At 60.8% G+C, this 14,566-nt stretch carries 12 protein-coding genes and 1 pseudogene; all 13 read right to left on the reverse strand.

Annotated features, from left to right (window positions below; translation table 11 throughout):
- Positions 1-93: 93 nt before the first annotated feature.
- The 13 genes and pseudogenes from AD665_RS16690 to AD665_RS16750 all read right to left on the reverse strand — a co-directional run bounded on the left by AD665_RS16690 (position 94) and on the right by AD665_RS16750 (position 14,486).
- Positions 94-1,458, reverse strand: coding sequence for a flagellar hook-length control protein FliK (locus tag AD665_RS16690; protein WP_053192873.1), 1,365 nt, complete (start codon positions 1,456-1,458; stop codon positions 94-96).
- Between the two features lie 106 nt (positions 1,459-1,564).
- Positions 1,565-1,909: an Hpt domain-containing protein gene (locus AD665_RS16695; protein ID WP_024778662.1), complete on the reverse strand. Its 345-nt coding sequence runs from the start codon at positions 1,907-1,909 to the stop codon at positions 1,565-1,567.
- Between the two features lie 31 nt (positions 1,910-1,940).
- Positions 1,941-3,647, reverse strand: coding sequence for an ATP-binding SpoIIE family protein phosphatase (locus tag AD665_RS16700; RefSeq protein WP_024778661.1), 1,707 nt, complete (start codon positions 3,645-3,647; stop codon positions 1,941-1,943).
- Between the two features lie 126 nt (positions 3,648-3,773).
- A pseudogene (locus AD665_RS16705) lies at positions 3,774-4,073 on the reverse strand (STAS domain-containing protein); the annotation flags it as partial.
- Positions 4,074-4,176: 103 nt separating this feature from the next.
- Complete coding sequence (gene fliJ / locus AD665_RS16710) at positions 4,177-4,626, reverse strand: flagellar export protein FliJ (RefSeq protein ID WP_024778659.1); 450 nt, start codon at positions 4,624-4,626, stop codon at positions 4,177-4,179.
- A 6-nt stretch (positions 4,627-4,632) separates the two neighbouring features.
- On the reverse strand, positions 4,633-5,991 hold the full coding sequence (gene fliI, locus AD665_RS16715; protein ID WP_024778658.1) for a flagellar protein export ATPase FliI: 1,359 nt from the start codon (positions 5,989-5,991) through the stop codon (positions 4,633-4,635).
- Complete coding sequence (gene fliH / locus AD665_RS16720; protein ID WP_024778657.1) at positions 5,981-6,811, reverse strand: flagellar assembly protein FliH; 831 nt, start codon at positions 6,809-6,811, stop codon at positions 5,981-5,983. Before fliH ends, fliI begins: the two co-directional genes overlap by 11 nt.
- A 7-nt stretch (positions 6,812-6,818) precedes the next feature.
- Entirely contained in the window at positions 6,819-7,838 is a 1,020-nt protein-coding gene (fliG, locus tag AD665_RS16725; RefSeq protein WP_024778656.1) for a flagellar motor switch protein FliG, read from the reverse strand.
- Entirely contained in the window at positions 7,831-9,615 is a 1,785-nt protein-coding gene (fliF, locus tag AD665_RS16730) for a flagellar basal-body MS-ring/collar protein FliF (RefSeq protein WP_024778655.1), read from the reverse strand. Before fliF ends, fliG begins: the two co-directional genes overlap by 8 nt.
- Before the next feature lie 15 nt (positions 9,616-9,630).
- Entirely contained in the window at positions 9,631-9,957 is a 327-nt protein-coding gene (gene fliE / locus AD665_RS16735) for a flagellar hook-basal body complex protein FliE (RefSeq protein ID WP_024778654.1), read from the reverse strand.
- A 228-nt stretch (positions 9,958-10,185) separates the two neighbouring features.
- Positions 10,186-11,565 (reverse strand): sigma-54-dependent transcriptional regulator, encoded by a 1,380-nt coding sequence (locus AD665_RS16740; RefSeq protein WP_053192875.1) that lies wholly within the window; start codon positions 11,563-11,565, stop codon positions 10,186-10,188.
- 5 nt (positions 11,566-11,570) lie between these two features.
- Positions 11,571-12,761, reverse strand: coding sequence for a sensor histidine kinase (locus AD665_RS16745; RefSeq protein ID WP_173668668.1), 1,191 nt, complete (start codon positions 12,759-12,761; stop codon positions 11,571-11,573).
- Between the two features lie 249 nt (positions 12,762-13,010).
- Complete coding sequence (locus AD665_RS16750) at positions 13,011-14,486, reverse strand: sigma-54 dependent transcriptional regulator (RefSeq protein WP_024778651.1); 1,476 nt, start codon at positions 14,484-14,486, stop codon at positions 13,011-13,013.
- Between the last annotated feature and the right edge of the window lie 80 nt (positions 14,487-14,566).

Genomic DNA, 14,566 nt, shown 5'->3' on the forward strand with positions numbered 1-14,566 from the left:
CTCGCGAAGGCGGTGTGTCAGATGACATGACTATCAACTGACACACCGCCTTCGCGAGCAAGCCCGCTCCCACAAGGGGTTACCGCACCCGGGTCAGGCGTAGTAATCGACCGCGCTGGTACCGATGACGCTGGTGGTAGCGGTCGCCACCTCAGCAACACTGACCGGCAGATGCTCATCTGTCGAATCCACTCGCCCACCGGATGACGATATGCGTCCGGTCTGGGCCTGCTGCTGCGCCTGCTGGTCCGGGTTCTGTGAGCCACGGGACTGATCGGACACGTTGACGTCGACCTGGCCCATGCCTTGCTGGGCGAAACTGTCCCGCAGGCGATGCAGTTGACCCTCAAGGGCTTCGCGAACACCGGAGTGGGCACTCATGAAGGTCACCTGGGTCTGTTGATCCGGCGCCATGTTCACGCGAATGTCCAGACGACCGAGTTCAGCAGGCTGCAACTGGATGTCGGCGGCCTTGAGATTGGCGCTCGACAAATACATCACCCGGTTGACCACTTCTTCGGTCCAGCCACTCTGATTCATGGCAATGGGTTGGTTGACCGGCACCGCATTGGCGGTTTTGGGCGTAGCGGCCTGGGTCAGGGCGGCCAGGCGGTTGGCAAAATCATCCACGCGGGTGTCACTGGAAGCCGCGCCCAGATCCTTGAGACCCTCGCCGATCAGGCCGCTGAAGGCTTTTTCCCCACCTTGGCTGCCAGGACCGGTACTGTTCTGATCGGCCTGCACCGTGAGCATGCTTGCCATACCGGCGGCAAACGTCTGGGCCGACGTCGGCTCACCGTCGAGCGCAGCCGGGGCGGTGTTTTTGGATTGGCTGGTAGCGGAGACGTGACCGCCCTGCTCCATCGCCAATCGCAACGCCGGCAAGGCATCGAGCGGATCGGCCTCGGGGTCGAACTTCGGATCCTCCGGCGGCGCGGCCTGGACTACCGGGACCAGGGGAACGACCGGGGTCGCCACCGCAGCCGCGACCTGCGGCACAGTCGAAGCGTCTACCGCAGGCGTGGGTACCACGTCGGCTTGAACCACAGGCACAGCCGCGTCCGGCGGCAAAATCGGGTCGACAGCAGGATCGGCAGGGACAGCGTCCGCCACCGGAGTCTCTGTGTCGCCGTCGGCGTCATTGTCTGTCGCGCTATCGGCCTTGACCGGCTTGTCGGCGGGCAAGGATTTGCCGCTATCGGCAACGGTCGGCTCCGGAGCGGCAGCCGTTTCATCGCTGGAGTCTTTTTTGACGCCGCCGTCGTGCGTCTTGTCGCGCACCGGCTTCATCGCAGGCTCAAAGGCCGACGAGGATTTGACGGGAGCTTGCTGGGCGAAGACCTGGGCGAAGCTGGAGGCTCTATTGCCGAGGTCCGGAGCCGCTGCCGGCGGATTGACGGCAGCCTGTGGCTTGGCCTGGGCAGTGGCCTGAAGCAGTGTATTGGGCGTAACGGGCATAAAAAGGTCTCCGCTGCACTGAAATCATAGGTACAGTCGAGACTGGACAATGCAAGGGGCGGGCCAACGTTCGGACAGCGGCGATGTCCGGCAGATAATCAATCACTCAGCAGTGAAAGCTTTCGCGCTCTTCCCTGCAAAGATTTCGCACGTGGGCAAATTCGCTATCGATTTCGCTGACCAGCTTCTCGATGCCGCCCAAGGACGGTTGTTTGGCTCGCTGCTCCAGTTCGCCGCACAGTTCGGCCAAGCGGATGGCGCCCATGTTGCTGCTGCTGCCCTTGAAGCTATGGGCGGTGGCGCTCAGCCTTTCGGCGTCGCGGGCTTCATGCAACACGCGCAGGCGTGCCTCGGAGTCGTTGAGGAACGTATCCAGCAGCTCCAGATACCCATCCTCCATGACTTCCTTCAACGTGCTGAGCACGTCGCGGTCCAGATGAATCTCGTTCACTTGTTCGCTCCCTGACCAACAGTGACGCGGATTATGCCAGAGCCTCCCAGAAAAACTCCACGCGGACACTACGACCATCGTCTGACCAACAGGCCCGATGGCTCAACTGACGCACCAGGCTTACACCACGTCCCGACAACCGATCACTGTCCAACGGCCGGGCCAACACGCGGGCAACATCGAAGCCCTCACCGCTGTCTTCAACCTCAATCACCAGTCGACCACCGTCGCCGTGGGGCGTGACATGCAAGTGTATCCGGATGTGACCGGCATCCAGCTCATCCAGACGGGTGCTGCGCTCCATGTAATAGCGCGCAAAGCCCGATGCATCGCGCTTGATGCTCGAATCGAGCCCCAGCACCCCATGCTCCAGGGCATTGGAATAAAGCTCCGCAAGAACGCTGTAAAGCGCGCCACTTTGAGCCCTCAGTCCATGCACCTCAAGCAGCAATTGCAGCAAATACGGCATCGGGTTAAAGCGCTTGAGGGTCTCGGCCCGAAACTCGAAACTCACTGACCAGTCCAGCGGACTGGACTGGCCGCTATCGGAGTAGACCGGTGGCGGCGGATTGAGTTGCGTCGGCGCGACCATCCGCACTTCAACCATGCTGAAATCATCGCGGGCTTCGCCGCGAAAGTCCCGCAGGGCCTGCTGGATATCTTCGAAAAGACAATCGGGCTCACGGTTGGCGGCAAATACCTGCTGCAAGCGTTCCACACCGAACAACTGGTCATCGTCATCGCTGGTGTCGATCACGCCGTCGGACAGCAGGAAGACCCGATCGCCCACCGCCATGGGATGCACTTCGGTCCGATCATCGAATAGCTGAGGCGTAAGCACCCCCAATGGCAAGTGCCGCGCCGGCAGTGGCGTGCGCACCCCAGTGAGACCGTCATGCAAGTACCCGTCGGGCATGCCGCCATTCCAGATTTCCACCGTGCAGCGCTGGAAGCCCAGGCAGAGCAGCGTCGCACAACAGAACATGTCCACCGGAAGGATTCGTTTGAGCTTGGCGTTCATTTCCCGCAGGATCTGCGCCAAGCCATAACCTTTGGCGGTCATTCCGTAGAACACTTCCGCCAGCGGCATCGCACCGACCGCCGCCGGCAGGCCGTGTCCGGTGAAATCCCCCAGCAGGACATGCATGTCGCCGGCCGGGTTGAACGCAGCCAGCAGCAGGTCGCCGTTGAACAGGGCATAGGGCGATTGCAGGTAGCGGATATTCGGCGCGCTCAGACAGCCGGAATGGGCGATCTTGTCGAACACCGCCTTGGCGACCCGCTGCTCGTTGAGCAGGTAGTTGTGGTGCAAGGCGATCTGGTCGCGCTGCTCCACGACCGTGGCCTGCAACCGGCGCAAACGGTCCATGGCCTTGATCTTGGCGGCCAGGATCACATGGTTGTAGGGCTTGGCCAGGAAATCGTCACCGCCAGCCTCCAGGCAACGGGCCAGGCCTTCGCTTTCGGTCAATGACGTGAGGAAGATGATCGGCACCAACTGGTCACCGGCCAATTGCTTGATCTTCTGAGCAGCCTCGAATCCATCCATGACCGGCATCATTGCATCCATCAGCACCAGGTGCGGACGTTGCTCCGTGTAGATTTCGACCGCTTCGGCGCCATCGGCTGCGGTGATCACGTGATGCCCCTGGCGGCGAACAATGGTCGACAGCAGCAGTCGGTCAGCGGCACTGTCTTCGGCAATCAGGACCGTCAGCGACTCCAGATCGGACAACATGGCTGTCGATCAGGCTTTACCCGGATGGGATTTTCCCGGGTGGAATTCGTCGTGATGATGTTTGTCCTGATGGGCTGGCGCTGCCTGCGACTTGTCCTTCTCCGACTTGTCGTCTTGCGGGCCGTCGATATCGAACAGTTTGTCGAAATTGGAAATCGCGAGAATCTTGCGCACATCCGCGCCGCAGTTGGTGACATTCACGTCGGCATCTTCACCACCGGCATGATCACGGAGCAAGAGCAGCATCCCCAGCGCAGAGCTGTCGAGGTAGGTTGTATCCTTCAGGTCCACGACGTAGGTTTCAGGCTTGCGGTTGAGCTTTTCATAGGACTCGCGAAATTCCTGATGCCGGCCAAAATCGAATCGACCCTTGATCGAAATCGTCAGCTTCTTCCCATCATCGGATACTTCGGTAACGACTGACATAGTTGGCTTCCCTGTCATGGACATACGTGTACAAGGTTTAGCATCTGGTAAAGGACTGAGCAAGGTTTTGGATAACCCAACCGACAAAATCCCGACTTCACGTTCAAAACGAATCCTGGCGCGGCAGGCGCTGGGATAACTCATCCAGCAGTTTTTGCTCGCGCTTGTCTTCCAGCTGCCTCGCTTCATCGATATAGCGCTGCACCAGTTTGCGCAGCCCCTCTACCCGGGCAAAAGCTTCTTGCCAGCTCTGACGCGCCTTATCCAGGTTGTTCTGGTGCCAGACCAGGCTTTGGCGCTGCTGGTCAATGGCGGTACCCAATTGTGCAAGGAAGCCCTGGTACCCCAACAGCCACTGGCCGGAAACGCCATGACTGCCACGAGCGATCCATTGCTCCTGATATTCGAGACGGAAGTTCTCGAGGTCCGCCAGCTTGCTTTCGGCGACCGCCACCTGCCCCTGGAAATAAGCCAGTCGCTGAACAGCGGTTTTCTCGGCCTTTTCGGCCATGTCCACCACTGGCGCAAGGCGCGCCGCACGACTCGTGGCCATGGCCGATTACCCGCCGGCGACCGGAGCGAAGATGGTTTGCAGGTGCGCTTCGCTGGCGCCCATGCCGATATTGTCATTCAGGCTCTGGCGAAGATAAACGGCCATCGCCGGATAGAGATTGATCGCGGTATCGGTTTCACGGTCGCCGCCGGGCACATAGGCGCCGACACTGATCAGGTCGCGGCTTTGCTGGTAACGCGACCAATATTGCTTGAACTGCTGGGCACGTTTCATGTGCTCGGCACTGATGACCGATGGCATGACCCGGCTGATGGACGCTTCGATGTCGATGGCCGGGTAATGACCTTCTTCGGCCAGCCGCCGCGATAGCACGATATGACCATCGAGCACGCCCCGCGCCGAGTCGGCGATGGGGTCTTGCTGATCGTCGCCTTCGGACAGGACGGTGTAGAACGCCGTGATCGAACCGCCACCCTTCTCGGCGTTGCCGGCGCGCTCCACCAGCTTCGGCAGCTTGGCGAACACGGAAGGCGGATAACCCTTGGTCGCTGGCGGCTCACCGATGGCCAGAGCGATCTCCCGCTGGGCCTGGGCAAAACGGGTCAGCGAATCCATCAGCAACAGGACATTCTTGCCCTTGTCGCGAAAATATTCGGCAATGCGCGTGCAGTACATGGCGGCCCGCAGGCGCATCAAGGGCGCGTCATCTGCCGGCGATGCCACTACGACAGAACGCTTGAGGCCTTCTTCACCGAGGATGTGTTCGATGAATTCCTTCACCTCACGACCCCGTTCGCCAATCAACCCCACTACGATGATGTCGGCCTCGGTAAAGCGGGTCATCATGCCCAACAGGACACTTTTACCCACCCCAGTACCGGCGAACAGGCCCAGACGCTGGCCTCGCCCGACCGTCAACAAACCGTTGATGCAACGAATGCCCACATCCAGCGGTACGCTGATGGGGTCGCGCTTGAGGGGGTTGATGGTCGGGCCATCCATCGGCACCCAGTCTTCGGCCTTCATCCCGCCCTTGCCGTCCAGGGCCCGACCGGCCCCGTCCAGCACCCGTCCGAGCATGCTCATGCCCATGGGCAAGCGACCGGTATCGGCCAGGGGAACCACCCGCGCGCCAGGGGCAATCCCGGCCACACTGCCCACCGGCATCAGGAATACCTTGCTGCCGGAGAAGCCCATGACCTCAGCCTCGACCTGCACCGGATGGTAACTGTCGTCGTTGATCACCAGGCAGCGACTGCCCATGGCGGCACGCAGGCCCTCGGCTTCGAGGGTCAGGCCGACCATGCGTAACAGGCGTCCTTCGAGAATCGGCTGGCCGGCCAGCTCGGTGGCCTCGGCGTAGCCGCCCAGACGCTTGCCGAAGCTGGTGCGCTCAAGACGCATCGCGGCCATCCGGCTCAGCAGCAATCAACTCGGCACCGTCAGGGTCGACGGGAAAAACGACCGGGGGTTCGTCGGGCAATTCCAGACTCAGATCGGCGGCGGCCGGATGCAGGGCCTGCTCGTGCAACTGGTCGAACAGCTTGGCCATGATCTGGCTGATGCGGGTTTCGATGGTCGCATCGATGCGGCTGTGTTCGGTTTCCACCCGGCAACCGCCCGGCAACAGGGTTTCATCCTCGACGATGCGCCAGGTTTCCTCATGACGCTCGCGCAGGGCTTTGACCAGCTCGAAATCCTGGGGATTGATGTACAGCCGGACGTTGCCAACGCCCAACGGCAAAAGCTTGAGGGCCTCGCGCATGACGTGTTCGATCTGGCTCGAATCGATGGCCAGTTCACGCTGAATGACCTGCCTGGCAATGTGTTGCACCAACCCCACCAGGGATTTTTCAATCTGGGTGTCCTGCTCGGCGATAGGATCGAACAGGTTGAGCATCAGCGATTCCAATGCCCGCAGCTTGGCCGTCAGCGCCACGTCAGCTTCCTGGCGGACTTTGAGCGAGGTGCTGTGGAAGCCTTCCTTTTCACCGATGGCAAAGCCTTCGTTGTAGGCCTCCTGGCGAATGCTCTCGACCTCCTCGAGCGTCAGCGGCTGGACTTCCTCCAGCGGCACCTCTTCCATCTCCGGCAGTTCTTCCACCGGCTCCGGTTCAGGCTCGGGTACATGGGGATCGAAGCTGGGCAGCGACCAGACGTCGAAACCACCGACATCCCGGGCGCGGATCAGGTCGCTGGATGAATCATCACTCTTGGCAGACATAACGACCTTAGATCATCTCTTCGCCGCCCTTGCCACCGAGCACGATCTCTCCGGCTTCGGCCATGCGGCGGGCGATGGTGAGGATTTCCTTCTGCGCGGTTTCCACATCGCTGACGCGCACCGGGCCCTTGGCCTCGAGATCGTCGCGCAACAGTTCGGCCGCCCGTTTGGACATGTTCTTGAAGATCTTCTCCTTGACGCCTTCGTCCGATCCCTTGAGCGCCAGGACCAGCACGTCGGAGGACACTTCGCGCAACAGCGCCTGGATGCCACGATCATCGACATCGGCCAGGTTGTTGAACACAAACATGAGGTCTTCGATCTGACCGGACAGGTCTTCGTCGAACTCGCGGATCGAATCCATCAGTTGACCTTCGATCGAACTGTCGAGGAAGTTCATGATGTCTGCCGCACGCTTGATGCCACCCAGGGTGGTGCGCGAGGCATTGGAGTTGCCCGAGAACTGCTTCTCGAGAATCTGGTTCAATTCCTTCAGGGCCGCTGGCTGCACGGTATTGAGCGAAGACACCCGCAAGATGATGTCCAAGCGCACCTTGTGGTCGAAATTGCCCAGCACTTCACCGGCCTGGTCGGGGTCAAGGTAAGCCACCACGATCGCCTGGATCTGTGGGTGCTCGTAACGGATCACGTCGGCAACGGCGCGCGGTTCCATCCACTTGAGGCTGTCCAGGCCGCTGGTGTTGCCACCCAACAGGATACGGTCGATCAGGCCGTTGGCCTTGTCCTCGCCCAGGGCCTGGGTGAGCATCTTGCGCACGTAGTCGTCGGAACCCACGCCCAGGCTGGTCTGATCGCCAACGATGTCGACGAACTCGCTCATCACCTGTTCGACCTGTTCGCGGTGCACGTTCCCCATCTGGGCCATGGCCACGCCCACACGCTGGACCTCCTTGGGCCCCATGTGGCGCAGCACCTGGGCAGCGTCGGTCGATCCCAGGGACAGCAGCAGAATCGCGGCTTTGTCGACCCGGGACAATTTGGCAACAGCGGCTCGATTATCACTCATCTGCGTTGATCCACTCTTTCACGACCTGGGCCACACGACCCGGGTCTTCTGCCACCAGACTCTTGATGGCGTTCAACTGAGCGTCATAGCCTTCGCTCGGGCTTGGCAGCAGAATGCTCTGCGGTCCGCCGAGGCTGACGCGATCGTTAGCCAACTCGCCATCCAGGCCGCCCATGCCTCCCAGCTCTACATCGCCCAAGCCAGCCAACTGCTTGTTCTTGCCGCCATTGGTAATGTTGTTGAGCACCGGACGCAGCACGCCAAACACCAGTACCAGGATGAACACCACGCCCAATACCTGCTTGACCACATCCCAGAACCAGGGTTGCGAATAAAACGGAATATCGGCGATGACTTCACCGCGCTCCGAAGAGAACGGCACGTTGATCACGCTGACGCTGTCGCCACGGCTGGCGTCGAAACCGACGGCGTCCTGGACCAGGCGAGTGAAGCGCGCCAATTCGTCGGCGCTCCAGGGTGCACGGCTGGTTTCGCCATTGGCCGGGTTGACCTTGACCTGGTCGTCCACCACCACCGCAACCGACAGGCGCGTCACACGGCCCTGCTGTTGCTTGGTGTGGCTGATGGAGCGGTCGAGCTCGAAGTTCTTGGTCGATTGTTGACGCTTGTCGGCCGGGTACGGCGCCAGCATCGGTTGGCCGGTGGCCGGATCCATGATCTGCTGGCCGTTGGCGTCCACCAGCGGCTGGCCTGGTTGTATCATGCCGGCGGCGGCAGTAGCGCCCCCAGTGGTTTGCGGCGCGCTGGCCGGCGACGGCGGCTGATTGCTCAGTGCACCGGGTACACCTTGCGGGCCGTTGCTGGCGGTGCGTTGTTCGTTCACCGACTGCTCGCTGCGCAACGCCGGTTGGTCAGGGTTGAACTGCTCGGACGTCGACTCGACCGCGCTGAAATCCACGTCTGCCGAAACTTCGGCCTTGTAGCGGTCATTACCCAGGATCGGTTGCAGGATGTTGTGCACCCGCTGGGTCAGCATGCTTTCCATCCGACGGCTGTAATCAAACTGCTTGCCGGCCATGGTCAGTTCGGAATTTTCCACCTGGTCGGACAGCAGGGTGCCCTTCTGGTCGACCACGGTGATCTGGGACTTGCTCAACTCGGGCACACTGGTCGCCACCAGATTGACGATGGCGAGGACCTGCCCTGGCTCAAGAGAGCGGCCTGGGTACAGTTCAACCAGGACCGAGGCGCTTGGCTTGCGCTCGTCGCGCACGAACACCGAGCTTTTCGGAATCGCCAGGTGCACGCGGGCGCCCTTGATATTGTTCAGGCTGGAGATCGTACGCGCCAGCTCGCCCTCCAGGCCGCGACGATAACGAGTCGCTTCCATGAACTGGCTGGTACCCAGGCCCTGGTCCTTGTCGAGGATTTCGAAACCGATGTTGCCATCGGTAGGCGTCACGCCAGCGGCAGCCAACTTCAGACGCGCACGTGCCACATCGTCGGCCTTGACCAGCAAAGCGCCGGAATTCGGCTCAACGGTATAGGGAATGTCGGCGGAAGCCAGGGTTTCCATGACTTGCTTGGCGTCCATGCCCGCCAGGCTGCCGTACAGGGGACGGTAGTCTGGCTGCTGGGACCACAGCACCACGGCGAAACCAATTGCCACACTGGCAGCCAGGCCGACCAACAGGCCTACCTGACGCAACATGGTCATCTCGGAGAGGTTTTCCAGGAAGGACAGCCCGAACAGCGGCGGTTTGCCGTCTGGTGGGGTGGCCTTGGCCGGAACGTTATCTACGGCTGCTTCTGCCATGACTCAATAGTTTCCTTAGACCGGCATCTGCATGATGTCTTGGTAGGCCTGGACCAGTTTGTTGCGAACCTGGGTCAGCGCCTGGAACGAGACAGTGGCTTTCTGCGAAGAGATCATCACGTCGGTCAGGTCAACGCCACTTTTGCCAATTTCAAAAGCACTGGCTAATTGGTTCGACGCTTGCTGGGTATCGTTCACTTTATTGACGGCCTGACCAAGCATGTCGGAAAAACTGCTGCCGCCCACCTGGGGGGCCGCGACCGATTTGGGCTGCGACATCGCGTCCATCTGCATGGCCCGCATGTCCAGCATCAACCGATTAAATTCAATACCTTGGCTCATGGTCTACTCTCTCTGGCGGCCCGCGTTTTTTTGACGCTTACTCAATGGGTACACAGGTGTTAGCAACAAGGGTGCCAGCTCCACGGCGACATGAAACAAATGCTCACACAGATCTGCGTGGGAGCGAGCTTGCTCGCGAAAGCGGCCTGTCAGTCGAAACATGCATCGACTGAGCCACGTCTTCGCGAGCAAGCCCGCTCCCACAAGGAATTTGCTGGTTTACACAATTCAACTGGCGAACAGATACGCCTCGACATCCATCCCTGCGTCACGCATTTGCGCCAGCTTGTAGCGCAGGGTGCGTGGGCTGATACCCAGGCGTTCGGCCGCTTCTTTGCGACGACCGCGTTCGGCCCGCAGGGTATCGATGATCATCTGGAATTCGCGTCGACGCAGGTCGTCTTCCAACGCGCCGGCCGACTCGCTCTCCACTTCCAACCTCGGTGGGACTGGTACCGGCGCCGGCAACGGCGCGCACGCCACAGGACCTGCCAGACAGAAATCCTCCGGCTGGATCAGACCACCCTGCTGAAGGATCAGCGCACGCTGAATGGCGTTATCCAGTTCCCGCACGTTTCCAGGCCAGGGATAAGCAATCAGACAGGCCTGCGCCTCGGGCGAAAGCCTGGCCGCCGCATGCTTCATTTTATTGACGTGCCGGGCCAGCAGACGCTCGGCCAGTGGCAGAATATCGGCAGTACGCTCGCGCAATGGACGCCAGGCAAGAGGGAATACCGACAGGCGGTAATAAAGGTCCTCCCGAAAACGTCCTGCCGCCACCTCACCGGCCAGATCCCGGTTGGTGGTCGCCACCACACGGATGTCCAGACTGATGGGCTTGCGTCCCCCTACCCGCTCAACTTCCCGCTCCTGCAACACCCTCAATAGTTTGGCTTGAAGGCCCAAGGGCATTTCTGAAATCTCATCGAGCAGAATCGTGCCACCATCGGCCTGCTCGAACTTGCCGGCCTGGGCCGCAATGGCACCGGTAAACGAACCCTTCTCGTGACCAAACAGCGTCGCCTCAAGCATGTTATCGGGAATCGCCGCGCAGTTGATGGCAATGAACGGTTCGTTGGCGCGCCGGGATTGCTCGTGAATGTAGCGCGCCAGCACTTCCTTGCCGGTACCCGACTCACCGGAAATCAACACAGTGGAATCGCTGCGCGCCACCCGTGCGGCCAATTCGAGCAATTGGGCACTGGCCGGCTCGAGCGCCACCGGCCCCTCTCCCTCGACCACAGGAACGCCGAACGCATGACGAGCCACCAGATCGAGCAGCGCCTTGGGCTCGAATGGCTTGACCAGATAATCCGCAGCTCCCTGGCGCATGGCGTCCACCGCTCGCTCGACCGCCCCGTGGGCCGTCATCAGCAAGACCGGCAACTGAGGTTGGCGAGCACGCAACAGTCCCAGCAATTGATGGCCGTCCATGCCCGGCATGTTCACATCGCTGACCACCAGGCTGAAGGTGTCCCGACCCACGGCCAGCAACGCATCCTCTGCCGAACCGACCGCAACGTAGTCGTGCCCGGCCAGCACCAGCGTGTCGGCCAATGCTTCACGCAAGGCCCGGTCATCCTCAACCAGCAACACCTTGATCACCATCGACTTCACTCCACCTCCGACGCGCCGGAAAACAGCGGCAGGAGCACCAGCGCGCAGGTACCACGCCCCAGTCGCGAACGTAGTTGCAATTCTCCCTGATGCGCACGAGCCACAGCCTTGACCACAGTCAGGCCGAGGCCGGTCCCGGTGGTCTTGGTCGTGAAGAACGGCTCGCCGAGACGTGCCAGCACCGCCGGCTCGATACCGCCGCCATTGTCACTGACACACAGGTGCAAGGTACTGTCACGGCTGTACAGATGAACCTTCAGTCGTACGTCCTCGCCACCGGCCTGAATGGCATTCTCGATGAGATTCAAGACCGCACCCACCAAGGTGTCGCGGTTGCAGAGAATTTCCCCGGCATGGCTGTCGCACTGCCAGCGGATCGGCAGATCCCGCACATGGGTCAATGCTGCGGCCTGCAGGGATTGCAGGAGAGTTTTCGGGGTTACCCGGTCGGTCAATGGCAACTCACCGCGAGCAAACACCAGCATGTCCCGCACTTGATGTTCGAGCTCATGCAGGCGCTCTTTCAGACGTCCGGCGAAGCGCTGCTGGGTTTCCATCGGTAGCTGCTGTTCGGTCAAATGACTGGCGTACAGCAACGCAGCGGACAGCGGCGTGCGAATCTGGTGAGCCAGGGATGCCACCATGCGCCCCAGGGACGACAGGCGCTCGTGACGAGCTAACTGGTCCTGCAGGTGACGGGTTTCAGTCAAGTCGTTGAGCAGCACCAACTGGCCGGGTTCGGCGTCCAGCGAGCGCGTCGAAATAGACAAGCGCCTGCCGTCCTTGAGGGACACTTCATGACCATCGTCCTCGCGAGGAGCAAAGCAACGCGCAATGACGTGTCGCCACAGCTCACCTTCAAGCGGCAACCCGAGCAGCTCACAGGCCGCCGGATTGGCCTCGCGAACGAAACCATGGGCATCGATGACGATGACGCCGCCAGGCAACAGGTCGAGCAGGTTCTGCAGCCGGTTGGCCAGACGCTCTTTTTCCGCCAACTCCTGCATGCGCTGGGCGCTGACCACCGCCAGCTCGCCCTTGAGCTCAGTGACCCGGGCCTCGAGCAGACTGTAGGAATCGGTCAACTGGCTGGACATCTGATTGAACAGCGAAAACGCCTGCTCGAGCCCAGCGCGGCTTGCCTGCTCGGCGGACGGCATGAGCCCCGACTCAGGGACAGGAGACATCTGGACGTGGGCGGCTTGGTTCATCGAACTCTCTCGCTTGGCTGACCGTCAGTTAAACGGACTGTTGAGAGAGCTTTAGCAATACCCGTGCCGGAAGGTGGTAAACATGAACCGAGCTGTAGCTGGAACTCCGTGGCGAGGGGATTTATCCCCGCTGGGGCGCGAAGCGGCCCAGTTTTTGGGGCCGCGACGCACCTCAGCGGGGATAAATTCCCTCATCATAAAAAATCAGGCGGTCATGAACAGGCGTCAATCATCCGCCTGCTCATCTCCTTCGCGACGGCTCATGCCGTACTTGCGCATCTTCTCCACCAGGGTGGTGCGACGGATACGCAAGCGTTCCGCTGCACGGGCGACAATACCGTTGGCGTCATCCAGGGCCTGCTGGATAAGCCCTTGTTCCAGGCCACCCAGGTAATCCTTGAGATCGAGGCCTTCCGGGGGCAGCAAGGCACCGCTGGTGAAATCCGGTGTATGGCCGTTGATCGCCACGCGCTCTTCCAGGTCGCTACGCAGGGTATCGACCATTTGTTCGTCTTCGTCGTCGACGTAGCGGAATTTCTTCGGCAGCTCAGCCACACCGATCACACCATAGGGATGCATGATCGCCATGCGCTCCACCAGGTTGGCCAATTCGCGAACGTTGCCCGGCCAGCCATGACGGCACAGGGACATGATCGCCGCCGAATTGAAGCGGATTGAACCGCGCTTTTCGTGCTCCATGCGCGAAATCAGCTCGTTCATCAGCAGCGGAATATCCTCGACGCGCTCACGCAGCGGGGCCATTTCGATCGGGAATACATTGAGGCGGTAGTAGAGGTCTTCGCGAAAACTGCCGACCTCGATCATGCTTTCGAGGTTCTTGTGGGTCGCAGCGATGATCCGCACGTCGACACTCTGGGTCTTGTTGCTGCCCACGCGCTCGAAGGTGCGCTCCTGCAGGACCCGCAGCAGCTTGACCTGCATTGGCAACGGCATGTCGCCGATCTCGTCGAGAAACAGCGTGCCGCCGTTGGCCAGTTCGAAACGCCCGGCCCGGCTGGTGATCGCGCCAGTGAAGGCACCCTTCTCGTGCCCGAACAGCTCGCTTTCCAGCAACTCGGCCGGAATTGCTCCGCAGTTCACCGGCACGAACGGCGCTTCGCGACGCTTGGAGTGGTAATGCAGATTGCGCGCAACCACTTCCTTGCCGGTGCCCGATTCGCCCAGGATCAGCACGCTGGCGTCCGTATCGGCGACCTGCTGCATCATCTGGCGCACGTGCTGGATCGCCCGGCTGGTGCCGACGAGACTGCGGAAAAGGTTGGGTTCGCGATGCCTGCCGCGCTCACGGGCCTGATCGTACATCTCGCGGTAAACCTGGGCGCGATGCAGCGAATCGAGCAATTTGCTGTAGCTGGGCGGCATCTCGAGCGTGGAAAGCACTCGACGACGCTGGTCTTCTGGCAAGTCAAGGGAAGAATTTTCGCCCATTAACAAAACCGGAAGGAACTCATCCCAGGTTGAGAGTGTCTTTAGCAAGCCCAATAGAGTTGCGGGGGCATTTACGGTCCCGATGAGGACGCAAATGACTTCACGACTGGACGCCAGCGAGCCGACGGCCTGCTGCCAGTCATGGCTTCCGCAAGGTAAATTTTCTTCGCCAAGAAAATTTAAAATCACCGCCAGGTCACGGCGGCGGACGCTGTCGTCATCGATCAGGAGAATTTTGGTTTCACGCCACATGCAATAGCAACTTCCCTAGTCAACTCAGTGCCCGAAATTTAGGGGGCAAGCTAGACGCTTGCAGACTTGTCATGCCTGTA

Origin of the sequence: Pseudomonas corrugata, assembly GCF_001269905.1 — a bacterium.
Classification (GTDB): Bacteria; Pseudomonadota; Gammaproteobacteria; order Pseudomonadales; family Pseudomonadaceae; genus Aquipseudomonas; species Aquipseudomonas corrugata.